The organism is Lactobacillus sp. WILCCON 0058 (genome assembly GCF_057198005.1).
In genome coordinates this window covers 1031715-1056661 of sequence record NZ_JBUBHM010000001.1, presented here as the reverse complement: position 1 = coordinate 1056661, position 24947 = coordinate 1031715, and the positions used below count along the sequence as shown (strand labels likewise).

Genomic DNA, 24947 nt, shown 5'->3' with positions numbered 1-24947 from the left:
TCCCAGCAATCGCTTACATAGTGTAATTTGTCACTTGTTTAGAAACCGGGCTTTGGATTTTTGTCATCATTTGCAGGTAGAAATATGACATTTGTCACATGACTAACATGACATTTTTCCATATAATCTATAGTAACGAGTACAAATTAAAGCGGTTCATTACTAAGGAGGAGAGTATATGACCTATCGTGACAAGCGGAAGTTCAGCAAGCAGCTACTCAGCAGTACTTTCGCCACTGTCGGCCTAATTTTACTTACATATTTCCTGCTCAATCTGCATCCCTGGGTCAAACGGCAATACACCATCGGCAGCAGCTACATGACCATGAACAACAATTTTTATGTGATTTTGAATGAGCAGATTGCCAATTCGGTCAACCAACATGGCGACCGGCTGATCACCCGGGACCCTGCATTGAAAGTTGACAAGCAGGTCCAGCAGATTAATGATTTCATCAAAGAAAAAGTCGACTTAATCGTCATTGCCCCAGTAGATGGCAATTCTGCTAAGATCCACCAAGCATTAAAAAAAGCGCGGACAGCCGGCATCAAAATCATTAATGTTGACACTGAAACTAAGTGGCCTGACGCTGACTGCACGATTACTACTGATAATTATCAAGCTGGTAACTTGGTTGCTCACTATCTTCTGAAAAAGGAAAGCAAAGCGAAAATCTTACTGCTGACCCAGGCCAGTGCATATTCTGCTAAAGAGCGAATCCAGGGTTTCTGCGATACGATTGCCCATAGTCCACGGAGGAAGAACTATCAAATAGTTGGTCGGCTGGAAACCTTTGGTCAGTCCGAAATCGCCCTGCCCAAAGTTGAACATTATCTAAAAAACGGATCAAGCTTTGATACGGTTATGTCCTTGAATGACCAGGCAGCCATCGGTGCCTTGTCAGCCATTGATGCACAAAAATTGAGTAAAAAGATACACGTTTACAGTGTTGACGGCTCACCAAACATGAAATTGCTAATTGGCAAGAACTCTAACACTATTGCTACCGCCGCTCAGTCTCCTGTTAAAATGGGCAAAAGCAGTGCCAAAGCCATCTATGACTTGTTAAAGGGCAAGCACACCAAAAAGAAGATCACCATCCCAGCTAAGATAATTGACCAAGGCAATCTTAATCATTACGGAACGACGGGGTGGCAATAATGGATCAAAAAATATTAATGGCCCAGAAACTTAACCGTCTCTTTCTTTTAAGAAAAATGATGATGTGGCTGAACACTGTAATTGTGCTATACATCTCAGCTATTTTTTACGAAGCATCAATTTATATCGTGAATCAAAATGTCAGCTACCAATTCTTGACTAAATTGAGCCGGGTTCCTTTTTCGCCAGTAGGTATTTTCTGGACGGCAAACCTGACCATGCTGCTCTTGGCAACCATTATGACTATCCGCCATCACAGCAGCCATTCGGTCAATTCCAGCGCGACATTCTTCGTCATTGAAATAATCTTGACAATTATCATATATATTGCCCTGCAGACCAGTTACAATGGTCTCTTTCTCTTAATCCTGGTCGATTACTTCCTGTTCAGCCGGAATATGGCCCACATTCGTCACCTGCCCTTTTGGGCCAGCATTTCCCTGCTCTTTCTCTTGCTCTATTCCGTCTCTGATTACGCGATTTTAGGCAGCTTCCTGGATATGCCAAATCTGGCCACTTATATCAGCTTTCTGCCGATTAAGATCCAGGCCAAGCTGGTCATTATCAAAAATTTCTTAACGACGCTCAACCTGCTCTGTTTCATCGGTATTATCGTTGCTTACGGTCTTTACTTGCTCAACCAAGAACGCAATATCCAAGAAGAACTTTCCCAGGCGGCCCGGGCAAATATTGAATTAAAGAATTATGCTGCCTTGTCAGAAAAAATTGCCCAGAACCGGGAAAGAAAAAGAATCGCCCGGGATATTCACGACACTGTTGGCCATGCCTTGACCGGTATTTCAGCCGGGGTTGACGCTACAAAAATGCTGATTGATATCAATCCGCAAGCAGCAAAAGAGCAGTTAGATAAAATTTCGATTGCTACTAAGCAAGGAATCAAGGATGTCCGCAAAACACTCAACCAAATGCGGCCTGGAGCTCTCAACGGCTATACCCTGGAGGCATCTCTTAAGAAAATGCTGCAGGAATACAGTGATATTTCCCACTTGCAGATCAATTTTGACTACGAATGGCAGCATCCTGATTTTGAAAAGACAACTGAGAATGTTATCTTCAGAGTCATTGAGGAAGCCATTACTAACTCATTAAGGCACGGTCATGCCAGCAAAGTTAATATTTACTGTTTGGAGACTCCGGCGGCTTACCTGCTCAATATCCAGGACAACGGAACCGGAGTTAAAATGATCCGGCCAGGTTTTGGGATCACCCAAATGAAAGAGCGGGTCGCGATTATCAACGGCAAGGTTACTTTTGATGGCAGCCAGGGATTTTTAATCAGCGTAATGATTCCAAAAAGCAGTAAAAATCAGGAGGAGAAAATATGATTAAGGTTTTAGTTGCAGATGACCAGGCCCTCATCCGTGATTCATTAAAAATCGTGCTTGAAGCTTCTGGTAAGTTTACCGTTACCGATACAGCAGGTAACGGCAAAGAAGTACTGGAAAAATTGGCTGTCAGACAGCCAGACGTCATTTTAATGGACATCCGTATGCCGGAGATGGACGGGACAGTTTGCACCAAGTACGTCAAGGAAAAGTATCCCAACATTAAGGTAATTATCTTGACGACTTTTGATGACGATGACTTTATTTTCAGTGCCTTAAAATATGGTGCTTCAGGCTATCTGCTTAAAGGGGTTGAACCAGCCGAGCTTTACCAAGCTATCGAGACGGTCTACCGGGGCGGGGCAATGATCAACCCTGATATTGCCCAAAAAGTCTTTACCCTCTTTTCCAGAATGGCACAAAACAATTACGCGATCAGCGTCAATGACCAAGCGGCCCATGACTTCACTCCACATGAACTCCGGGTAATCCAACAAGTTGGCTTTGGCCTGTCAAACAAAGAAATCGCGGCTAAGTTATTCTTGAGCGAAGGCACTGTCCGCAACTATATTTCGAAAATTCTGGATAAGCTCGACCTACGAGACCGGACTCAGCTGGCAATTTGGGCCATACAAAGCGGCGTCACCAGCGAGGTAATCAAGGATGACCAAGAAGACAAGCAGTAACCGCATCAATTCCATTTGGCTGGTCTTATTACTGATCGTGCTTCTTTGCGCGGCCTCTGCTGCTATAGGCGATTATTACACGAAAAAATCAAAAACACTGACGGTTGCTTTTTATACTGGTAGCAGCTGGGATGCACCAAGCGGCAAGCCTTATAAGATGATCGACTACGCGATTAAAAAGTTTCACCGCAAGTACCCTAACGTTAAAATCCGATACGAAACCGGGATTACCAAGAAAGACTATATCAACTGGCTTAGCGGTAAGATCGTTTCTGGACAAACGCCAGACGTCATTTTGGTGCCAGACGAGAACTTTGCCACAATGGCATCTGAAGGAGTTTTAACCAGCCTGGACCGTTTTATTGACAGCGATAAACTTGATACTAGTAACTTTTACCAATCGTTATTCACTAGTTACCGTTATCACGGCGTTCAGTATGCCCTGCCTTATGAAGCTAATCCCCAATTGATGATCTACAATCAAAGCCTGCTGGAAAACTATGACCTGCCAAGCAAGTTTTCCAAGCCAGCACCAGATGAGTTATTAAACATCAGCACCCAGCTTAGCAAGGTAAAAAGGAAAAAACTTTATGGCACAACCAGTGACTTTAACTGGTACAATGCGGCAGCCGCATATCAAGATGAGCCTTTTAATCTCAGCGATCACCGGATTAACTTGACCAGCAACCGCTTTGGCAAGGCGATCAAGTTAATGCAACAATTATACGTAAACGCGGGTAACATGAACGTAACCAGTGATTTGTTTGACGAAGGAAAGGTTGCTTTTGAACCCGTCTATCTTGCTCAGTACCGGACTTATACCTCCTATCCCTACCATGTAACCCGGTCATACGATTTCCGGGTCGACTGCTGCCAGATGCCAAGTATAGTGGGCAGCAGCAGTACAAATGTTGAAAGTAGTTCTTGGGGAATTGCCAATAGCAGTTCTAATAAGCAAATGGCCTGGAAATTTATTGAAATGCTCTGCTCTGACCAGCAACTGCAACAAAAGTTGATGGCCAATTCAACAGGTAGCTCAGTACTTAAGTCAGTCGTGCAGAGCAAGGATACCGCAAAAGTCTTGCACCAATACGGTTCCGATTCTCAAAATTTGACTAATTGGCAGTTAGATTCCATGTTGGAGGACGGCAAAGTTGCCCCCCGTTTTAAAGAATATACAGAAGTGATCAACTTGCTTAATTCGCGCTTAAATGCCGCTTTAGAAAATGGAGACGTCGATACCGAACTCTATGATATTCAAACAGATGCCAACAACCTTTTAAAATAACCAAAGAAAAGCAGCCATGGATCAGCAATTTTTGCAATCCATGGCTGCTTCAGTTTTTTAGAAATAAAAGTTCCCCTACATCACGCTAATCAGCAGCAAACTAATCAGCAGGGCCAAAGTAAAGCAGATGCCGATCAGCCAGCCCAGGATCTTAAAAGATACCTTGAGCAAAAAAGCGGCGATCGCCACCGGCACGGCCACAATAGTTAAAAATATCAGTAAGATCAAAAAAGATATCGTAAACATGATAATTCCCCCAACTTGTCCTCTATCCCCTGAATACAAGTTAAAGGTAACCCAAGCCGGCGCGGCCTGTCAACCTTCTTGCTTTCTTTTACCGGCTGCTTCTGCCCGGCTTTCCCCAGGCAGCTGCCTCAAAAAAATTAAGAAAACATCTCTTCTACTATCTCATCATGCAGCTTGTTGATCCGCTGGCTGGTCTTTTGCCAGTTGTACTCGCCATGCTGCTTGTTCCGGTAGGCGTAAAGCTGGGCCTCATTGATATACTTCAATGCCAGGTCCCAGCGTTGCTCTGTCCCCCAGCCTCTGGCATAGCACAGGGCCAGGCGGTAGTCAATCTCAGCAATCAAGTCTTCGTCGCCTTCCTGCAAGACGCTTTCCGCCATGCTGTAATACTGAAAGGCAATCTGGTCGTTTCTCTTTACAAAATTGCCAAAACGGAAGGCATCCCCAAGCTTATAGAAGGCATTTGGATTGCCAGCCAAAGATGCTTGCGTAAAATAGTAAAAAGCCTGCTCCTGGTCGGCTTCACCAACCCGGCCAAAGGCATAGATGTAGCCTAAATTGCACATGGCCTGGGAGTTGCCGTAGTCAGCTGCCTTTTTATAGCACTCAAGGGCCAATTCATAGTCCCCCTGCCGGTAGGCTTCTGCCCCCCGGTCCAGCCAGGTCGCGCCAATTTTATCCATTTCAACGAATTTGTCTTTATCCGAAAATGCCATCTTAACCGCCAACCTTTCTAAAAATTAACTAAGCGCCAGCTCCTTGACCGGATACGCGATCGGCTGAGTGGAAGTCTCATAAGCCGGCAAGCCGTGCATGGCCCGGTAGATCGCCCGCTCAATTGAGGACAGGCCCGCCGAATCCGCGATTGCCAGCCGCTTGGCATACTTGCGCAGGGCCTTGCTGGTCGAGTGCTTGTTCAAGTTCTGCACCATGACCGTTACGTCAGCCCGCTTCAGCGCGTGCTTGTAAAAAGATTCCGTATCAGAAAACTTAAAGGCATCAATCACCTTACAGCGGCCGTGGTGCTCACCAACCATCTTCTGAATCTCCTGGCTGCGGAGCTCATTACCGATGACCACCACCACGCTGCGGCCATGCAGGTCAAAATTCAAGGTCGTTACGCTCTCATCTTTGTCCTTGTCTTCCTTTTCGCTCTTGGCCTTCTTTTCAGCCGGTTTTTCCTTCTTTGAAGCTTCTTTTCCCTTAGTCTGGCTGACCCAACGGACGATCATGTTGCTGGGGCTGTTCTTATACCAGGCTAAATCGACAATGTCGCCTTCATGGACAAATCCAGTCTCGGTTTGCCCGGCATCAATGATCGCCGGCACCTCATAGCGGTCAATGCCCGCGCACTCGCTTAATCTCTCGCCCATGGCGCTGTGGCTGACGTACAAACCGCCCGCGGCATCCCTTTCCACGACCCCATATGACAAAGTCGCGATATTAGACGGCAAATTGCCCGCTTCCACGATCCGGACCACCCGGGGCGGCTGGCTGCTCGGGTCCAGCTCAACCAAATCGCCATTTTCAACGTTCAGATTTTTGACAGCCAGCTCATTGATCTCGCTGACCAGGTCCCCTTGTTCGGTGTAAAAACTCCCGCCTTTCAGCGCCCGGGAAAAGCGGCAGAGCTTGTGGCCAACACTGATTTGGTAAGGGATGCTGGCTGCCGGCTCTTCATGGCGGATAATCTTGACTTGCTTTCTGTCCTCTGTTTCTTCTAAGTCCCCGCCGCTGTCCGCCTCTTCGATGGCGTCTGAATCATCAGAATCTTCTTCCTCATCGCTTGCTTCGTCTTCCTCATTATCATCATCAAGATCGACTCTGGCCAGGGCCAGGAGGTTTTCAATCGCGACTGCTCCCAGGCGCAGGGAAGTACTGCTGTCATCCAAAGCATCCAGGATGTTCTGTACTTGCTCACGATAGTCTAAATAGTATTCTTTCATCTTTTTTACCCTTTCATTTTTGAATTCGCTTTCCACGTCTATTCTTATTATCGCAATCTTTTGAAAAAATGACAGGGCATATGCGAAAAAAATTGGGGAAAAGGGTAAAAAATGCTCTTTTCCCTTAACAGTAAGCCTTTACTGTAAATTTGCTCTTGCGGCCTTGATCACCCGGGCTACATTTTCACTGGTCCGGGCTAAATTTTTCCCTCCGCCGGCCAGAGCTTCCGGCAAGCTGCAGACACCAGGCAGGATGCCAAAAATTGCCGTAAAGCCAGCATCATACAAGCTGTCAATTCCGTCTCCCACTTGGCCCGCCAAAGCAAAGACGGGCACGCCAAACTTTTTGGCAACTTGGGCTACGGCATATGGAGTCTTGCCAAACTTGGTCTGGAAATCAATTCCGCCTTCACCGGTAAAGACGTAGTCAGCATCCCGCATCTTTTCAGCTAAATGACTCTCCTCGATCACGATCTGGGCGCCGGCTTTTATCTGGCACTTGCTGAAGGCCAAAAAGCCTGCGCCAAGGCCGCCGGCTGCCCCGCTGCCTGGCAGCTGCTCAATATCTTTCCCAACTTGCTCCTTGATCACAGCCGCGTAATGATGGAGATTAGCATCAAGCTTTTGGACCATCTCCTTGTCAGCTCCTTTTTGCGGGCCAAATACCGCCGAAGCTCCGTTTGGTCCAGTCAAAGGATTGGTCACGTCACTGGCCAGGATGATTTCTGCTTCTTTTAAGCGGGGATCCAAGCCGCTGGCATCAATTTTGGCTAGCTCCCCTAAACTTCCTCCGCCAAAGGGCAGGTCTTGGCCATTTTTATCTAAAAACTTGACCCCCAGAGCCTGGGCCAGACCGGCTCCGCCGTCATTAGTCGCGCTGCCGCCCAGGCCCACGATAATCTTTTTGACACCCCGCTTTAACGCGTCAAGCACCAGCTCCCCGGTCCCAAAAGTGGTCGCCGTCATTGGATTCCGGTCCTTTTTCTCAACCAGGCCCAGGCCACTGGCCGCGGCTGTCTCGATCACCGCGCATTTTCCGTCATTGATCAGTCCGTAGCTGGCCAAGACCCTTTTGCCGTCTGGGCCGGTAACCTCCTTTGCAACTTTTTCACCAGGTACACAGGACAATATTGCATCTACCGTTCCTTCCCCGCCATCCGCCATGGGAACCTGGACTACTTCGGCATCTGGAAAGACCCGCTTGATCCCCTCGGCCATAGCCTGGCAGGCCGCTTTGGCTGACAGGCTTTCCTTGAAACTGTCGCTGGCTGTAATAATCTTGAGCATTTTTCTGCCTCTTTCATTTTTTCAATATTCAGCTCTATTTTAGCGCTTCTCGCTGAATTATCAGTATAATTAAATGAAAAGAGTTTTGGATAAAGAATAAGGAGCCCTATGGAAACCAAGAAATACCTCTCCCTCATCGACCGGGAAATGGCCCAGATGCCGGACTTCGTCAAGGAATACCAGCTGGAAACCCGCCACTCTCTGACCACCAGCTACCAGTACCTGACCGAAATCCGCCGCTTTTTCTCCTGGCTGATCTCTGAAAATTTAACCCAGGCCGAAAGTCCCAGCCAAGTTAAGCCGAGCGACCTGGAAAAATTGAGCCGCAGCGACGTCATGCTCTACCTGGACAAGCTGGAGCACAGCAAGAACAAGCAGGGCCACCTCAACTCCCCAACAACCGTCAACCGGTCCCTCAACGCCCTCAGATCCTTGTACAAGTACCTGACGATCACCGCTGACAGCAACAATGGCGAGCCTTATTTTGACCGCAATGTCATGCTCAAGATCAACTCGCTTCCTTATACAAGCACCTTGAACTACCGGGCCCATGCCTTAGAAGCCCATATGTATACTGGCGACTTAAAATACCAGTTCATGGACTTTTTAGACCAAAAATTTGCCGGTCTCTGCAGTGGGCGCGCTCTTTCCTCTTTTAAGCAAAACAAGGAACGGGACATGGCCGTTATTGCCTTGATCTTAGGCACCGGGATCCGGGTTTCTGAATGCGCCGGCGTTGACATGAAAGACCTCAACTTAAAAGAGGCAACTTTAGACGTCACCCGGAAAGGCGGGCAAAGAGACTCAGTGCCAGTCGCTGACTGGACCCTGCCCTACCTGGAAAAGTACCTGGCAATCCGGGCTGACCGCTACCAGGCCCCAAACAATAACAAGGCCTTTTTCTTGACCAGCTACCACCAGGAATGCCGGCGGATGACGACCAATGCCATTGAGAAAATGGTTGGCAAGTATTCTGCCGCCTTTGGCCACCCCCTCACCCCCCACAAGCTCCGCCACACGGTCGCTTCTGAACTCTACCAGGCGACCAAAGACCAGGTCATGGTGGCCCAGCAGCTGGGGCAAAAAGGTACCTCAGCCACTGACCTCTACACCCACGTTGACCAAAGAGAACAGCGGGCCGCCCTCAATGCCAGCGCCAAACAAAACAAGTCCTCCTCTGATTAGAGAAGGACTTATTTTCGTCTTTTGCTAGTTATTTTCTTCTGTGGTAAAAATTTTATTTTTAGTCAGCCAGGTGCTTGTTCTTGTAAACCAGCTTGCCGCTGACAAAAGTCAAGGCAGTCATGCCGTAGACTTCCTGGCCGGTGAAAGGAGTGTTGACCCCCTTGGACAGGTAGTCTTCCTCGGCAATCTTTTCGGCGTGATCCAGGTCAAAGACGGCCAGGTCAGCTTCCTTGCCCGGAGCCAGGACACCAGCGTCAAGACCAAAGAGCTTGGCTGGCTGGTAGCTCATCAGATCTAGAAGCAGACTCAGATCCATCTGTCCGCTCTTGACGAACTTGGTGTACAGGCAGGCAAAAGCCGTTTCGTTGCCGATGATCCCGAAGGCGGCCTTCCGCATGTCGCCGGCCTTTTCTTCCCGGCTGTGCGGGGCATGGTCGGTCGCGATCAAGTCGATCGTCCCGTCCAGCATCCCTTCAATCAAGGCAAACTGGTCTTCCTTTGATCTAAGAGGCGGGTTCATCTTGTAGTAGCCGTTATTGCCGTCGATCTCCTCTTCGCTCAAAAGCAGGTGGTGAGGAGCAGCTTCAGCGGTGACGTTGATCCCGTATTCCTTGGCGATCCGGATCAGTTCCACGCTCTCCTTGGTGGAAACGTGGCAGGCGTGGTAGTGAACGCCGGTAGCTTGGGCCAAAACCAGGTCTCTGGCCAGCTGGGCTGATTCACTGACCCCCAGGATGCCTGGCAGTCCGAGTTCTTCAGCCTTCTTGCCGGCATTCATCACCCCGTGATGGTAAAGGGAGTCATCTTGGATGTGCTCGCAGATGGCCAGGCCAACCTTGGCTGCTTCTTGCATGGCTTCGTACATGGTGCCGGCTTGCTGGATGCCGTGCCCATCATTGCTGAAGGCAAAAGCTCCTGCTTCTTTCAAGGCAGCCATGTCAACGACTTCGTCACTGGTCAGATTTTTGGTAATAGCCCCGTATTGCTTCAAGTGCACGCAGCTGTTGGCTTCGTTTAAAGCAACTTGCTTTTCAAAAGTTTCCAGGTTATCTGGGACCGGGTCAACATTAGGCATGGTGCAGACCGTGGTAAAACCGCCCCGGGCTGCTGCTTCAGACCCGGTTTTGATGGTTTCCTTGTAGGTAAAGCCAGGTTCTCTGTAATGTTCGTGGATGTCCACCAAACCAGCTGTCAAAAGCTTGCCCTTTAAGTCGTAGACTTCAGCACCCTCTTCCGGCAAGTCCAGACCGACCGCCTGGATCTTGCTGCCGGAAAGCAAGACGTCTTCTTTAATGAATTCGCCTTCTTGGTAAACCAGTCCGTTTTTCAGCAAAATGGCCATTATTCAAGGCCTCCCAACTTGCGGCCGCGCAGAACGGCTTCGATCATGGCCATTCTGACAAAGACCCCGTTGTGCATTTGCACAGCGTAGCGTGACTTAGGTGCTTCAACCAGGTCGCCGTCCCATTCAACCCCGCGGTTGATTGGACCCGGGTGCATGATGATGGCGTCATCTTTAAGCATGTCGTAGCGGCGTTGGTTTAAGCCGTAAGCAGCGTTGTAGTCCTTGGCATCAAAGAGCTGTTCAGTCTTGGCTTCTTCCCCGTTGTGGCGTTCGTGCTGAACTCTGAGCAGCATCAAGACGTCAAGTTCTGGAATTTCATCGTCAATGTTCTTGACATAAGTGCCGTACTTGCTGAATTCTTCAGCGTCGTACCAGTATTCTGGACCTGAGAAGTAGACTTCAGCGCCAAGAGTGTTCAAGATTTCCATGTTTGACCGGGCTACCCGGGAGTTGGTCAAGTCACCCATGATCATGATCTTCAAGCCGTCGAAGTGGCCGAATTCGTTGTAGATGGTCATCATGTCCAGCATGCTTTGGGATGGGTGCTGGCCGGAGCCGTCACCAGCGTTGACCAGGCCCATTTGCAGGTGCTGGCCTTCCTTTGGGTGGATGATTTCGTTGTAGTAGGCGTTTTCCGGGTGTCTGATGACGCTGAGTTCGATGCCCAGGGAAGCCATGGTCAGTTCAGTGTCGTAGAGGTTTTCCCCCTTGTTGACTGAAGAGTGGGATGGGTCAAATGGGATAACCGTAAGGCCCAGCCGCCTTTCAGCAACTTCAAAGCTGGTGTGAGTCCGGGTTGAGTTTTCAAAGAACATGTTGGTGCAGAAGATTGGCCGGCTCAAGGCTGGTACTTCCCCGCCGTTCTTGAAGTATTGCGCTCTTTGCAGCAGGTGCAATACGTCGTCGGCGCTCAATTGTTCAACACTGACAAAGTATGGCAGGCGAAGCAAGTTGTCTTGCTTGTCTTCAGTTGCGACAACGACTTGGTTTTCGGTAACAGTGGTCATGATAATTTGGCATCCTTTCGAAAATAACTTAAGCAAAAAGACCATTTTAAACACTCAGTCTCCGTGTCTAAAATGGTCTCTCAAAGTCTGCTTAAACTGCCCGGGAAGCTTTCTCCCCGGTTTCCTTGCCAATCCGAATGTTTGCCAAGAAATCTTTGTTTATGTCTGAAATTTGAGTTGCCTTCTTAGCCTCACGGGACTAAATTTAAAGGTCATTCATATGTTTCCTTAACTATAAAGACTTTTGCCAGGCAAGTCAAGCTTTTTTAGCGAAAAAGCAGGTAATTTTTTAAAAGGCAAAGTTTAAAACTATTTTCAACCGCTTTCGCACGTGTTTGCGGTATAATCTACCTAAGGAATCGACAGACATGTGTTTTGTTAGACTGACAGGAGGAATTCATCCATGAAGTTTACGAAATTGTTGAAAACACGCAAATCCGTCCGGACTTATACGGGCAAGCCTGCTGGCAAGAAGCAGGTCAAGAAGATCATTGAAGCAGCTGAACTGGCGCCAGTTGCCCGCGGCTTATACGAAAATTACCAGCTGACGGTCATTTCTGACCCGAAGATTTTGAAGGAGATCGACCAGGAAGCCGCCATGATGTTCGGCGACTTGGAATCCCATCCCTTGTACGGGGTACCAACCTTGATCCTTGTTTCCGCAAAAGAGCGGGATGAAATGGCCTATGCCAGTGCCGGCATTATTGCCCACAACATGGTTCTGGCCGCTGAAAACAAGGGCCTGGGGGCCTGCTACCTCTTTGGCGCGGCAGCTGCTCTGGCTGCTCACCCGGAAACAGTCGTCAAGCTTGACCTGCCAACTGGCTTTTTGCCGATCTGCGGGGTCGGCGTCGGGGAAACTGAAGAAGAATTGACCATCCGCGACCAGAAGATGGACCGGATCGGGATCAACGAAATTTAACCGGCGAAAGCTGAACTAACAAAGCGCGAGAGGGCAAACCGCCTGCTCGCGCTTTTTATTTGATGATTTCTTCTGGTGAAAGGCGCCGGTAGCGGTCCAGAATCTGGCTGATTTCTTCCGGGCTCTCCTGCATCCCCCGCTGCACCCACAAGGTAAAGATCGTGGCCAGGCCACCAAAAACCAAGCGGCTGGCATAGGGCTGCTTGATGGCCGGGTGGGCCAGGTTGGCCCGGCGTTTAGCGAAAACATCAGCCATGACTTCCTGCAGCCGGTACTCTGTCCGCTGGACCAGATCACTTTTAAAAAAGACCGTGACCAGGTCTTCATTCTCTTTAATATAATCCAGCAGGCGCAGGATGCTCTCTGTTGAAAAAAGCTCTGTGCCTTCCCCGCTATCGCTTTCTTTCAGCAGCTCTTGAATGCCGGCAAAAAAGTCAGCCTCCGTCTGCCGGAGCAGGTCTTCCTTATCCAGATAGTTCAAGTAGAAAGTCCCACGGTTGATCCCGGCTTTTTGGCAGAGCTGGCTGATGGTCAGCTGCTGAAAACCGCTGACTGGCACCAAGTCAATCAAGGCCTGGCGGATCTTGGCCTTGCTGGCCGTTTTTCTGCTCTTTTTTGGCAATTGAAACCTCCAAAAGAAAAAATCCTTAAATCAACAGATTGTTTATTTTTGCTCATTAATTTTAGCTGATTTTTGTGTAAACTGCTAGTCAGATACATCAGAAAAAGGAGGACATTATGGCACTCATTGAAGTGAAGCATAACACGAAAACCTATCAGTCCGGTGACACGACGGTTTACGCCAACCGGGACATCAATTTTGCAATCGAAAAAGGCGAGCTGGTCATCATCCTGGGCAGCTCCGGGGCCGGCAAGTCGACCTTGCTCAACATCCTTGGCGGGATGGACACCAACACCAGCGGTGACGTCATCGTCAACGGGCAAAATATCGCCAATTACAATGCCAAGCAGCTGACTGCCTACCGGCGGACCAACATCGGCTTTGTCTTCCAGTTCTACAACCTGATTCCAAATTTAACGGCCAAGGAAAATGTCGAACTGGCTTCTGAAATCGTCAAGGACGCCATGGATCCGGTCGAAGCCTTGACTGCTGTTGGCCTGGAAAAGAGAGTCAACAACTTCCCGGCCCAACTCTCCGGCGGTGAGCAGCAGCGGGTGGCCATTGCCCGGGCAGTTGCCAAAAAGCCGGCGCTCTTGCTCTGCGATGAGCCAACCGGTGCCCTTGACTACCACACCGGCAAGCAGGTCCTTAAGATCCTGCAGGAAATGAGCACGGTCCACGGGTCAACGGTCGTGATCGTCACCCACAACTCTGCCCTGGCCCCGATCGGCAACCAGGTCCTGCACATCCACGACGGCCAGATCGTCAAACAGGAAAGAAATGACCACCCGGCCGATATTTCCTCGATTGAGTGGTGATCATCATGAAAAAGAAAATGCTTTGGAAAGATGCCGGCCAGGCCATTACCCACTCTTTTGGCCGCTGGATCGCGATCCTGCTCTTAATGGCCGTCAGTGCCTTTGCCCTCATTGGCCTGAAAATGACGGGCCCCGACATGCGGCAGACCGCGACCAGCTTTTTTGACAAATATGAATTAGCCGACCTTACTGTCATGTCAAATTATGGACTGGACAAGACCGACCGGAAAATTATCAAAAATCAGTCCGGAGTCAAAGAGGCAGCTTTTGGCTACCTGCAAGACAGCCGGGTTTCCGGTAAAAATACTGACCTCAGAATCTATTCAATCAATTCTAAAGTCTCAGCCAGCCAGTTAGTCAGCGGCCGGCATCCCAAAAAGAACAATGAAATTGCCCTCAGCTACCTGCTGAAAGGCAAATACAAGCTGGGCCAGACGATCAGCTTGAAAACGCCGGGCAATTTGAAAGAAAAGAAATTCAAAATCACCGCTTTTATCAGATCCAGTGAAAGCATCGACCGGACTAATGTCGGCCAAACTACAGTAGGCGACGGGCAGCTGGATGGGGTGGCTGAAGTTGCCAAAAGTGCTTTTAAGAAAAATACCCCTTATGCCATTGCCCGCATTCGCTACAAGAAAACGGCAAGCATGTATGCCTACTCCAGCAAGTACCGCAATTACATTGCGGATAAGCAGGAGCAGCTGAAAAAGGAGCTGAAGAAGCATGGCAAGAAGCGCTACAGCAGCTCCAAAAACAAATTACAAGAACAGGAAGACAAATTATCTTCTGCCAAGAAGAAACTTCTGGCAGCCCAGAAGCAGCTGAAAACGCAAGCTGCCGCCCTTCCTGCCGCCGGCCAAGCCTTGGTCAAGCAGCAAGAAAAGAAACTGACCAAACAAGCAAGTCAACTGGCTAAGCAGGAAAAGCAGTTAACAGAAGCCAAGCAAAGCTTAAAGCAAACTGGCAAGGTTGTTTACACGGTAAGTGACCGGTCCAGCAACCCTGGCTACGCGGTCTTTCAATCCAACTCTGAAAGAGTTGACATCTTGGCCAATGTCTTCCCGGTCCTCCTCTTTGCCATCGCGGCTCTGGTTTCTTTAACCACCATGACCCGCTTTGTCGAAGAAGAAAGAATCAGCATCGGGACTTTCAAGGCCCTGGGCTACTCCAACCGGGACGCGGCACTCAAGTTCGTCCTCTTCTCAGCTTCAGCCAGCCTGCTTGGCGTTGGCATCGGGGCAGCGGGCGGCTACACCTTCTTGCCGAAGATGATCTTTGAGGCCTACGCCGCCAACTCCACCATCAGCAATTGCCAGCTCCTCTTCAACTGGCAGATCTTGCTTGTAACAATTGTCATCGCCCTGGCCTGCACCACTGGCGCCGCCTTAATCGTCTTAAGACGGGACCTGGCTGAAAAACCCGCCTCTCTTCTTTTGCCAAAGCCACCGAAAAACGGGTCGCGGATCCTTTTGGAACGCTTCACCCCCCTTTGGAAACGAATGAGCTTCAACTACAAGGTTACCATGCGTAACCTCTTCCGCTACAAGAGCCGGGCCTTCATGACCATCTTCGGTGTGGCGGGCTGCTGCGGGCTCTTGGTCATGGGCTTTGGGATCCAGGACTCCTTAAACGGGATCAGCGAGATTGAATACAGCCGGATCATCACTTACGACCTGATCGCGGTTAAAAAGAATGCTTTGACTAACAAGCAAAAAGATAAGCTGGATTCTGCTTTGGCCAGCTCTTCTGTAAAAAAGCACACTTCCGTTCACTTTGAGGAATTGACCAAAAAGGCCGGAAGCGACGATACAGACCAGTCTATCTCTTTAGTCGTGCCTACTTCCGGGCAATCTTTGTCCGGCTACATCAGCTTAAATAACCGGGCAAGCGGACAAAAGCTGACTTTAAAGGGCAGCGGCGCGGTTATTTCTGAAAAACTGGCCAAGCTGCTTAATGCCAAAGTCGGCAGCTACATCAAGCTCAAAGACGAGGGTGGCGACTACCATAAGATCAAAGTGACCGGGATCTGCGAGATGTACATCGGCCACTATGTCTTCATGAGCAAATCTGCCTACAAGCAGGCTTTTGGCGAAAAAGCCACGGCTAATGCCCAGCTGATTACTTTGAAAAAAGGCCAGTCTCTTTCCAAGTACTCCAGAAAGCTGATGAAGACTGGAGCAATCAAGGGGATCAACCAAAACACGAGCAACAAGGAAACCATTGATAACATCATGGGCAGCTTGAACAAGGTCATGATCATCTTGATCGGCATGGCCACCCTCCTGGCTCTGGTCGTTATTTACAACCTGTCTAACATCAATGTTGAAGAAAGAATCAGAGAACTGTCGACCATCAAGGTGCTCGGCTTCTTTGACAAGGAAACCACCCTCTACATCTACCGGGAAACGATCATTCTCTCCATTATCGGCATCCTCTGCGGCTACCTGGTTGGGATTGGCCTGCACAGCTTCATTATCAACAGCCTGCCGCCAGACAACGCCATGTTTGACCCGACTATGCTGGCAAGCAACTTCATCTATTCAGCCTTAATTCCAGCCGTGATCACGGCTTTAGTCGCCCTGGTCATGCACAAGAAGATCAAGTCCGTCAACATGCTGGACGCCTTAAAATCCGTCGATTAAGACAAAAACGGAACCAAGTGGTTCCGTTTTTTATATCTCTCAATCTCTATATCTGAAAAATATTGCTAAAAGCCAGTTACTGTCCGGTTGTAGTAGACCAGGTGCTGCTTTTGACTGAGTGGATCAACCAGAATTTTAGTCACGGAGCAGTTGTCTGGTTCCAGAATCTGCAGACCCTGGCCGCCAGTAGCGTTAATGGCAAAAGATCTGACCGTGAAGCCGTGGGTCACCACCACGATCTTGTCTTCTGCATACTTCTTGCTGATCTCCTCCACGAATTCTGCCGTCCGCATCTCCACGTGGGCAAAGCTTTCTGCCTTTGGAGCAACTTGCACGTAGTCTTCCGTCACGTCATTAACCAAGGGAGAAAAATAATTCGGGTATTCAGCCATCAATTCGCTGTTCTTTTGCCCGTCCCAGTCCCCGTAAGAAATCTCCAGCAAGCGGTCGTCTGTTTCAACCGGCAGGCCAGCCTTTTGGTTCAGAATTTCCGCTGTTTGCTTGGTTCTGACCAGGGGTGAGACGAAAAGGCGGTCAAAATTGCTGATATCAAACTGGTCAGCCAGCTTTTGCGCCTGCTCCTTGCCCAGGTCGGTCAAGTAGGTGTTGGGGGTATTGATGGTCCCCTGCTTGAGGCCTGCCTTATTGGCAAAGGTCTGTCCGTGCCGGATAAAGTAGAATGTGGTCATGCGCTTCCTCCATTGTTTGTAGACTTTTTCTTTGTTAAAAAGCATTATACCAAAATTAAAATTTTGTTGACATTTCTAATTTTCGCCTTATAATAAAATTAATCACACGAAAGGAGCGAAAAAATGTTTACTTTACAAAGCAATCAAATGCAAAACAGACTTTTTTCCTCCTCCCAGTCTTCTTCCACTTAAGAAGGCTGCAATTTGTGATGGCCTTCAGCACAGTTTAAAACAGTGAGGCCGAAACAACAACTCCAACATAACATCTCATGGCAAAGGGCACTCACGCAAAGCGGGTGCCCTTTGTTTTTTCAGAAAGGAATTCTTAACTTATGACATGCTACAACTTCGCGGCTGGTCCAGCCATGCTGCCGGTCGAAGTCATTGCCCAAATCAAACGCGACTTGCCAGATTATGCCCACAGTGGCATGAGCGTCATGGAAATCTCCCACCGGTCAGCTCTTTATAAGGACCTCTACGCGGAAACCAAGGCCAACCTTCTGGAACTCATGAAGCTGGACCCGGCAGAATACGATGTCCTTTTCTTGACCGGCGGGGCAACCCAGCAGTTCACCACAATTCCTTTGAACCTGGCCCGCAAGTACCACCGGATCGCGGTCGTAGACAGCGGCCACTGGGCCCAAAGAGCGGCAGAAGACGCGGCTAAGGTGCCAGGCCTCACTGTTGATATCGTAGCTAGTGCTAAGGACAACAATTACACGGCTGTTCTTGAAATTCCGACTGAATTTGCCAAAGACTACGACTACCTCCACATTACCACCAACAACACCATCATGGGGACGGCCTACAGAGACGACCAAATTCCTAAGACCGACATCCCCCTGGTAGCCGACGCTTCATCCAATTTCCTGGGCCAAGAATACGACTTCAGCAAGTTCGCTGTCATCTATGCCGGAGCGCAAAAGAACCTGGCTCCTGCCGGCTTGACCGTTTTAGTCATCAGAAAGGATCTTTTGCTTAAGCACGATGACCTGCCAGGGTTCTTCGACTTCGCTACTGAAGCCAAGAAAGAATCAGCCTTGAACACCCCGCCAGTCTTCCAGATTTACGTGGCTGGCCTGGCCCTGAAGTGGCTCAAGGAGAAAGGCGGCGTGGCCGGCATTGAAGCCATCAACCAGGAAAAAGCCAAGCTACTTTATGACTGCCTGGCTGAGTCCAAGAATTTTAAGAGCAAGGTTGATCCAGACAGCCGGTCAATCATGAACGTGCCTTTTGTCAGCGGTGACCCTGACCTGGACGCTGAATTTGTCAAAGAGGCTACCGCCCACCAGCTCCTTAATTTGAAGGGCCACCGCCTGGTTGGCGGGATGCGGGCAAGCATCTACAACGCCATGCCGCTGGAAGGGGTAAAGGCCCTCTGCGACTTTATTAAGGATTTTGACGCCAAGCACTAATTTTTTGAAAGGATTCCCCATGTACCAGATTAAAACTTACAATGCCATTGCAAAAGAAGGCTTAGCCGAATTCGGCGACAACTACCGGATCAACCAAACTGACAATCCAGATGCCTACTTGATCAGATCAGTTGACCTCCATGACCACGAATTCCCGAAGAATTTGAAGGCAATCGCCCGCTGCGGGGCCGGCTACAACAACGTGCCTTTAGACAAGGCCCTGGAAAACGGGACTGTGGTCTTCAACACTCCAGGCGGCAATGCCAATGCCGTTAAGGAACTGGTTCTGGCATCTATGATCATCGCCAGCCGGAACATCGTGGCTGCCGCCAACTGGTCAGCTAACGCCAAGCCGGGCGCGGACATCACCCTGCGGACGGAAAAGGAAAAGACCAGCTTTAACGGGACTGAGCTGTTAGGCAAGACGGTTGCCGTAATCGGTTTGGGCCACATCGGCTCACTGGTAGCTAATGCCTGCCTTAACTTGGGGATGAAGGTTGTCGGCTACGACCCATACTTGACTGTTGAAGCCGCATGGCGTTTGTCAGACCATATCAAGCGGGCCACCAGCATCGCTGACGCTGTTAAGGACGCGGACTTTGTCACCGTTCACGTGCCAAAGAACGAAGAGACGACTGGCTTGATCGCTGACGCCAAGATCGCGCAGATGAAGTCAAACACTATCTTGCTCAACTTCGCCCGCCTGGGGATTGTCGACAACAAGGCTGTCGTTGAAGCCTTGGCGGAACACCGCTTGGGCAAGTACTACACCGACTTCAGCGATGCCACGATTTTGCACAACGACGACATCGTGATCATGCCCCACATCGGCGGGTCAACGATTGAAGCGGAAATCAACTGTGCCCGGATGGCGGCCAAGGAAACCATTGACTTTTTGGAAACCGGGAACATCACTAATTCAGTCAATCTGCCAACCGTGTCAGCTCCGTTTGAAAGCGACCACCGGATTACTTTGATCCACAAGAACATTCCAAACATGATCGGGCAAATTTCTACTTACCTGGCTGGCCAGGGCATCAACATTGAAAACCTGGTCAACAAGGCCAAGGACAAGTACGCCTACACCATGATCGACATTGATGAGATCGACCAGGCTACCCAAGACGAAGTGGTAGCCAACCTGGAAAAGATCCCTGCTGTCACCCGTGTCAGATTCTTGACCCACAAGAAATAAGCAGGTAAGAAATAACTGAATTTTTGCTTTTGACTCTCTGAATTTGCCTTTAACAGAAACCCTGGAAGTTGATTATTGCAATTTCCAGGGTATTTTTTTGACTTTGTTAAAAGATCCTGCCAGCAGTGTGTTAAAATGGACAAGGTTGTTTTCTGAAAAATAAGAAAATAGTAATGGCAGCTATGAAGTAGAGAGAAAGTAAGAAAGTAAAAAATGAAATCAAATAGCAAGTGGGCAGGCCTGGCAGCCGCGGCCTGCATTCTATGGGGCATTTCCGGTCTTTTTGCCAAGGGCCTCTTCAATTTTGACCCCCGCATCACGCCAATTTGGGTAACGCAAATGCGGCAGGTCTGCTCAGGCGTAATTCTTTTGACTGTAGCCCAGCTGACCGGCAAGCATCCCTGGCAGGTTTGGAAAGACAAAAAGAGCGCGGTCCAGCTCCTGGCTTATGCAGTTATCGGCGTTTTGCCCTTCCAGTACTGCTTCTTTTTGGTAGTGGCTCAAGCTAACGCGGCTATCGCGACAGTTATTCAGTTTATCGGTCCCTTCTTCGTCTTGGCCTATCTGACTTTGACCAAGCAGGAAACTTTGCGGCCGATTGACGTCGCGGCCAGCTTGCTGGCTTTTGGCGGTGTCTTTCTCTTATCAACGCATGGCAACATTCACGACCTTAGGATCGCGCCTCTCACCCTGCTTTTTGGTATCATGTCAGCAATTGGGGCAGCGGCCAACAGCTTGCTTCCACAAGCCCTGGTGACCAGGCAGTCGACTATTTCGGTTACTGGCTGGGGCCTGCTTATCTCAGGTTTGATTTTGACGGCGATTCATCCAGTCTGGCCTAGCCTACCGAGTTCACCGACTGTCTATATCAACTTGTCAGTCGTCATCATTATGGGAACTATTATCCCGACCCTTTGGCAAAACCATGCTTTAGGCCATATTTCGGGGATGACGGTCGCATTTATGGATGCCTTTGAACCGATGGCCTCCATGATTGGCTCCATCATTGTCTTTCACTTTCAGCCGCAGATGATGGATTACGCGGCATCTGTGATGATCATTTTTGCCGTCATTGCCCTTAATTGGACCCCGCGCAGCAAAATCAAGGCCCGGGTTGAAAAATAGTCAGATGAAAATAACAGCGTCAGCAGATTTCCCTGCTGGCGCTGTTTTGCTTTAATTTTCGGTTATGTTTAATTGTCCGAATCAGAGTAATTCAAATCATCAAATCGTTGATCCTGCATCTTTTCAGCCATGGCCTGGCTGCGGTAAGCAATTCTATCGACCCAGATGCCAGCACCGCCTGCACATATCAAAACTTGGACATCATTTCCGTCAATATTTTCAGTGTGCACTGCGAAATATTCACCATCACCGGCGCCTTGATACCAGCCCATTACGTTTAGATAGTTAATTCCCTTATACTGAATTATTTTCGGCAAGCCCCAGCCTTCTGCCTTTTTTATTTGTTCTTCGGATGGATAATCTGGTGCTTTATAATTAGCTGCCCGAGTGTACAGGGTAGTAGTGTGCCCCTTATTGTTATACTTGTCGTCTTGAGTAAAAATTGTACTCTGGCCAAAAACGTATTTTTCATGTGTTGTCTCATCGTCATCACTGCTTACAGAATACCAGGTCCCCCTGCATTTCTGCAGGGATGGTAAAGTAGCCACTCCGGCCATCAGACAAGCGCTGAGTTTGACCAGACTTGTCGACGATTTGGACCTTCTTTGCCAGCTGCTTAAATTCAGCCAGCTGATCCTTTTTACCGATATAGTCAGCCATTTCCTGCTTAGTGGCCTGGCCCAAAAAGCTGCCGCTGCCCGCTACTTTTACTCCTTGATAGAAGTAAAAAGTGCTTCCACTGAGAGTATAGTAGGTCGTCCCTGTTTGCCCAGATACCGCGGCTTCATAAGCATAGCCGCTGCCCGGCTGCTTAAATTCATAGTCGCTGGTCTTGTGCAGGGTAATGGTCAAAGAGCTATTCTGCCCTGCTTGAAGCAAATTAGTCCATTCCCCGCCAAAGCGGTCAGCACAGTAAAGCGTAATCAAGCTGCCACTTTCCTGCGGAGTCAGTTTTGCCGCGTCCAGTTTTACTGCTTTAGCTGAACTTGACGAAGCCTTGCTGGCCTTTTTAGCGCTAGGCTTGCTTACTTTACTGGTCTTGCTTGAACTACTGCTAGTTTCTTTTGACGCGGTCTGCTTGCTGCAGCCCGTCAAAAATACGCCGCAAAAAAGGGCCACAACGGCCCATTTTTTGATTCTCATTTACCAAATTTCCTTTTTCTTTCACTGAACACAGCAAATTTTGAGTTCTAAAAACTAAAATTCCATCTGTTCAACGTCAATCATCCAAGTGATGCCGATTGACTTTTCGCCCAGGTAAGTCGCGATAACCGGGCTGAATTCGTCCATTTCAAAGACGGCATTTGGCACTTCAGCTTTGAAGTAGTTCATGACTTCTTCAGCTTGGGCAGCATCGTTTGACTGGATGATCAAGATCCGCAGCTTGTCTTCTGGGATGTCCAAAGATCTGATCTTTTCCAGGGATTCTTGCTCGATCTTCTTAACCGCCCGCTTCATTGACCGTACCTTGTCATAAGCCACGATCTTGGCCTCATCATTAAAAGTCAGCAAAGGCTTGATGTTTAAGAGTGACCCAATAAAAGCGCTGGCGTTGCTCAACCGGCCGCCCCGGCTCAAGTTGTTCAAGTCATCAACAATAAAAAGTTCGTCGATGGTTGATCGGATTTCAGCCAGCTTGGCGATGATTTCTTCTGGACTGTAGCTGCCCTTTTCGATCATCTTGCCTGCTGCCAGAACTTGGTAGCCCTGCAGGCGGACAGTAATTTGTGAGTCAAACGGGTACAGGTGGTAGTCCGGGTTGCTTTGCGCGATTCCCATCAAGGTGCTGTAGGAACCTGAAATCCCGCTGGAGAGGCAAAGGTAGATGATCGCCTCGTAACCCTCATCCTTTAACTTGTCAAAAGTAGTGATGAGGTCCCCCATCTTCGGCTGGGAAGTGGTCGGGAAGCCGGAGCCATTCCGCTGCGATTCAAAAAGCTCTTCAGAAGTGATGTTGATGCCTTCCAGGTATTCCTTGTCATCGATGTAAATCGGAATCGGAATGACCTTGATATTATACTTTTCAATTTCGGCCGCGGACAAATTGGCCGTACTGTCGGTAACTAATGCGATCTTCATATTTAACCTTCCGTATTTAACGTTTTAACATGAAAATTATAGCATACTTGCCCCAGCTAAACTAGAAAAATCTTGATCATGCCTGTTTGCGTATAGAATAACTGTTTAACTAGCAATCATGATATCCGATAACCCCACCACTTTATGTTAAAATAATAAACTGAACAATTTTCAATTTACGAATGAGGTGTGCTCAATGGCTTTTGACGGCTTATTTATTCATAGCCTGCTTAATGAATTACGAGATGAGATTACTGCTGGCCGCTTACACAAGATCTACCAGCCTTTTAACAACGACTTGGTCCTGGTCTTCAGAAAGGACCGCAAGAACAAGCAGCTTTTAATTTCTGCTAATCCTGAATATCCCCGCCTCTACCTGAGCAAGGAGTCCTTCTCCAACCCTAACGTGGCTCCTCTCTTCGTCATGGTCCTGCGTAAATACCTGGAAGGGTCAGTCCTCCAGGAAATCAGCCAGGTTGGCCTCAGCCGGATCGTCAACTTTTCCTTCAGCAACCGCAACGAACTCGGTGATGAAATGCAGCTGGTCCTCTCCGTTGAACTGATGGGCCGGCACAGCAACGTCATCCTCTACGACAAGCAAAGCGGCAAGATCATCGACTTGCTCAAGCGGATCAACCCCGACGAAAACCGGGCCCGCCTGCTCTTGCCTAAGGCCAAGTATGAACTGCCCCCGCTGACTCCCGGCATCAACGGATTTACTTTAACTGAATCTGAATTTTCTTCTTTGAAAAAAGACTACCCAAATCCAGCTGACCTGGCCAAGCAAATGGATGGTTTAGACGGCGATGACCGGCAAGAACTTACCGGCTACCTGGAAGACGACTACACCTTCTCTTCTCTTAAGACTTTCTACAACCAGTTTTCCTCCCCTAAGGCCTACGTCCTCTTGACGCCAAAGCACAAGCGCCGGATCTACCCTTACCTGCCATATCATTTGGATATGACCAAGGAAAGCTCCTCCAGCAACCTTAATGAAGCCTTAGACGAATTTTACGCCTACCAGGCCAACCGGGACTGGGTCAAGCAGCGGTCCCAGCAAGTGACCAAGGTCGTTACTAATGAGACCAAAAAGCTCCAAAAGAAGCTTAAGAAGCTGGAAAAGCAACTGGACAACGCTGAAAACTCCGAAAACCTCAGAGTCTCCGGGGAACTCTTGACGGCCTACTTAAGCCAAGTCAAACCCGGCATGGAAAAAATCGACCTGCCAAACTACTATGAAGGCAACCAGCCCATGACCATCAAGCTTGATCCTGCCCTCTCCCCTCAGCGCAATGCCCAGAAGTACTTCAAACGCTACAAGAAGATGCGGGATTCCATCAAGCACGTGACCGAGCAGATCGAGATTACGGAAGAAAACCTCCGCTATCTTGACTCCGTCCAAACGGAAATCGACAACGCTGACCCAGAAGACGTCGAAGCCATCAAGGAAGAGCTGATCAACCAAGGTTATCTTAGAGCTGAACAGAAGAAACGCCGCAAGCCTAAGTTGACTGAAAAGAGCTTGAACAAGTTCAAGCTCAGCTCCGGCAAAACTGTTTTAGTCGGCAAGAATAACCTGCAAAACGACTGGCTGACCTTGAAGAAGGCTGACAAGAACCATTACTGGTTCCACGTTAAGAACATCCCTGGCTCCCACGTCATCTTAACCGACAGCCAGCCAAGTGACAGCGACATCCAGGAAAGCGCCGAGATCGCTGCCTACTTCTCTAAGGCCAAAAATTCCGCCCACGTGCCGGTTGACTATATCCAAGTCAAGCGGATCAAGAAACCTAACGGGGCCAAGCCTGGCTTCGTTATCTACACCGGGCAGAAGTCCATTGAAGTTACCCCGGAAGCTGATGAAATTTTAGCTAAGCGGATTGACTAAGATGCAAAAAAGAACCGTATTATCAATTTTGGTAGTACGGTTCTTTTTTATATT

General features: G+C 48.9%; 23 protein-coding genes. 12 read left to right on the top strand and 11 right to left on the bottom strand.

Annotation, left to right across the window (positions count from 1 at the left end):
* Positions 1-178: 178 nt before the first annotated feature.
* The 4 genes from ACYVUU_RS05070 to ACYVUU_RS05055 are packed head-to-tail and all read left to right on the top strand — an operon-like array spanning position 179 to position 4482.
* Positions 179-1162, top strand: coding sequence for a substrate-binding domain-containing protein (locus ACYVUU_RS05070; RefSeq protein ID WP_484500149.1), 984 nt, complete (start codon positions 179-181; stop codon positions 1160-1162).
* Positions 1162-2508: a sensor histidine kinase gene (locus ACYVUU_RS05065; protein WP_484500148.1), complete on the top strand. Its 1347-nt coding sequence runs from the start codon at positions 1162-1164 to the stop codon at positions 2506-2508. Before ACYVUU_RS05070 ends, ACYVUU_RS05065 begins: the two co-directional genes overlap by 1 nt.
* Positions 2505-3194, top strand: coding sequence for a response regulator transcription factor (locus tag ACYVUU_RS05060; protein WP_484500147.1), 690 nt, complete (start codon positions 2505-2507; stop codon positions 3192-3194). Before ACYVUU_RS05065 ends, ACYVUU_RS05060 begins: the two co-directional genes overlap by 4 nt.
* Complete coding sequence (locus ACYVUU_RS05055; RefSeq protein ID WP_484500146.1) at positions 3172-4482, top strand: ABC transporter substrate-binding protein; 1311 nt, start codon at positions 3172-3174, stop codon at positions 4480-4482. Before ACYVUU_RS05060 ends, ACYVUU_RS05055 begins: the two co-directional genes overlap by 23 nt.
* Before the next feature lie 75 nt (positions 4483-4557).
* Here ACYVUU_RS05055 and ACYVUU_RS05050 read toward each other — a convergent pair whose 3' ends face one another.
* The 4 genes from ACYVUU_RS05050 to ACYVUU_RS05035 all read right to left on the bottom strand — a co-directional run bounded on the left by ACYVUU_RS05050 (position 4558) and on the right by ACYVUU_RS05035 (position 7961).
* Entirely contained in the window at positions 4558-4728 is a 171-nt protein-coding gene (locus ACYVUU_RS05050; protein WP_171031056.1) for a hypothetical protein, read from the bottom strand.
* A gap of 137 nt (positions 4729-4865) precedes the next feature.
* Positions 4866-5444 (bottom strand): tetratricopeptide repeat protein, encoded by a 579-nt coding sequence (locus ACYVUU_RS05045; protein WP_484500145.1) that lies wholly within the window; start codon positions 5442-5444, stop codon positions 4866-4868.
* Between the two features lie 24 nt (positions 5445-5468).
* A complete protein-coding gene (locus ACYVUU_RS05040; protein ID WP_484500144.1) occupies positions 5469-6674 on the bottom strand; it encodes a DUF2325 domain-containing protein in 1206 nt (401 codons plus the stop codon).
* A gap of 138 nt (positions 6675-6812) precedes the next feature.
* Complete coding sequence (locus tag ACYVUU_RS05035; RefSeq protein WP_484500143.1) at positions 6813-7961, bottom strand: glycerate kinase family protein; 1149 nt, start codon at positions 7959-7961, stop codon at positions 6813-6815.
* A gap of 108 nt (positions 7962-8069) precedes the next feature.
* Between ACYVUU_RS05035 and xerS the strand changes: the two genes are divergently transcribed.
* Positions 8070-9146 carry a tyrosine recombinase XerS gene (gene xerS / locus ACYVUU_RS05030; protein ID WP_484500142.1) on the top strand — a complete coding sequence of 359 codons (1077 nt, stop codon included), beginning with the start codon at positions 8070-8072 and terminating at the stop codon, positions 9144-9146.
* 58 nt (positions 9147-9204) lie between these two features.
* Here xerS and ACYVUU_RS05025 read toward each other — a convergent pair whose 3' ends face one another.
* Together ACYVUU_RS05025 and ACYVUU_RS05020 are read right to left on the bottom strand one after the other, a co-directional pair.
* Entirely contained in the window at positions 9205-10488 is a 1284-nt protein-coding gene (locus tag ACYVUU_RS05025) for a dihydroorotase (RefSeq protein ID WP_484500141.1), read from the bottom strand.
* Positions 10488-11498 carry an aspartate carbamoyltransferase catalytic subunit gene (locus ACYVUU_RS05020; protein WP_484500140.1) on the bottom strand — a complete coding sequence of 337 codons (1011 nt, stop codon included), beginning with the start codon at positions 11496-11498 and terminating at the stop codon, positions 10488-10490. The genes ACYVUU_RS05025 and ACYVUU_RS05020 overlap by 1 nt, the downstream gene beginning before the upstream one ends.
* 403 nt (positions 11499-11901) lie before the next feature.
* Between ACYVUU_RS05020 and ACYVUU_RS05015 the strand changes: the two genes are divergently transcribed.
* A complete protein-coding gene (locus ACYVUU_RS05015; RefSeq protein WP_484500139.1) occupies positions 11902-12420 on the top strand; it encodes a nitroreductase family protein in 519 nt (172 codons plus the stop codon).
* Between the two features lie 55 nt (positions 12421-12475).
* On the opposite strand, the gene ACYVUU_RS05010 is transcribed toward ACYVUU_RS05015, so the two are convergent.
* Positions 12476-13042, bottom strand: coding sequence for a TetR/AcrR family transcriptional regulator (locus tag ACYVUU_RS05010; protein WP_484500138.1), 567 nt, complete (start codon positions 13040-13042; stop codon positions 12476-12478).
* Between the two features lie 116 nt (positions 13043-13158).
* Between ACYVUU_RS05010 and ACYVUU_RS05005 the strand changes: the two genes are divergently transcribed.
* On the top strand, positions 13159-13860 hold the full coding sequence (locus ACYVUU_RS05005; RefSeq protein WP_439776171.1) for an ABC transporter ATP-binding protein: 702 nt from the start codon (positions 13159-13161) through the stop codon (positions 13858-13860).
* A 5-nt stretch (positions 13861-13865) separates the two neighbouring features.
* Positions 13866-16502 carry an ABC transporter permease gene (locus tag ACYVUU_RS05000; protein ID WP_484500137.1) on the top strand — a complete coding sequence of 879 codons (2637 nt, stop codon included), beginning with the start codon at positions 13866-13868 and terminating at the stop codon, positions 16500-16502.
* Between the two features lie 65 nt (positions 16503-16567).
* On the opposite strand, the gene ACYVUU_RS04995 is transcribed toward ACYVUU_RS05000, so the two are convergent.
* Positions 16568-17191 carry a histidine phosphatase family protein gene (locus tag ACYVUU_RS04995; protein WP_484500136.1) on the bottom strand — a complete coding sequence of 208 codons (624 nt, stop codon included), beginning with the start codon at positions 17189-17191 and terminating at the stop codon, positions 16568-16570.
* Positions 17192-17523: 332 nt separating this feature from the next.
* Here ACYVUU_RS04995 and serC point away from each other — a divergent pair, with 332 nt between their 5' ends.
* The 3 genes from serC (at position 17524) to ACYVUU_RS04980 (ending at position 20926) form a co-directional block, all read left to right on the top strand.
* Positions 17524-18606, top strand: coding sequence for a 3-phosphoserine/phosphohydroxythreonine transaminase (serC, locus tag ACYVUU_RS04990; protein ID WP_484500135.1), 1083 nt, complete (start codon positions 17524-17526; stop codon positions 18604-18606).
* Positions 18607-18625: 19 nt separating this feature from the next.
* The gene (locus tag ACYVUU_RS04985) at positions 18626-19801 is read left to right on the top strand and encodes a phosphoglycerate dehydrogenase (RefSeq protein WP_484500134.1); all 1176 of its coding nucleotides are present in this window, start codon (positions 18626-18628) and stop codon (positions 19799-19801) included.
* A gap of 213 nt (positions 19802-20014) precedes the next feature.
* Positions 20015-20926 carry an EamA family transporter gene (locus ACYVUU_RS04980; RefSeq protein ID WP_484500133.1) on the top strand — a complete coding sequence of 304 codons (912 nt, stop codon included), beginning with the start codon at positions 20015-20017 and terminating at the stop codon, positions 20924-20926.
* A 68-nt stretch (positions 20927-20994) separates the two neighbouring features.
* On the opposite strand, the gene ACYVUU_RS04975 is transcribed toward ACYVUU_RS04980, so the two are convergent.
* Genes ACYVUU_RS04975 through ACYVUU_RS04965 form a run of 3 tightly spaced genes read right to left on the bottom strand, consistent with a single transcriptional unit; the run spans position 20995 to position 23005 of the window.
* Complete coding sequence (locus ACYVUU_RS04975) at positions 20995-21474, bottom strand: hypothetical protein (RefSeq protein ID WP_484500132.1); 480 nt, start codon at positions 21472-21474, stop codon at positions 20995-20997.
* Entirely contained in the window at positions 21416-22069 is a 654-nt protein-coding gene (locus ACYVUU_RS04970) for a hypothetical protein (RefSeq protein WP_484500131.1), read from the bottom strand. The genes ACYVUU_RS04975 and ACYVUU_RS04970 overlap by 59 nt, the downstream gene beginning before the upstream one ends.
* Positions 22070-22123: 54 nt before the next feature.
* On the bottom strand, positions 22124-23005 hold the full coding sequence (locus ACYVUU_RS04965) for a DegV family protein (protein ID WP_484500130.1): 882 nt from the start codon (positions 23003-23005) through the stop codon (positions 22124-22126).
* Between the two features lie 196 nt (positions 23006-23201).
* Between ACYVUU_RS04965 and ACYVUU_RS04960 the strand changes: the two genes are divergently transcribed.
* Entirely contained in the window at positions 23202-24893 is a 1692-nt protein-coding gene (locus ACYVUU_RS04960) for an Rqc2 family fibronectin-binding protein (protein WP_484500129.1), read from the top strand.
* Positions 24894-24947 lie beyond the last annotated feature (54 nt).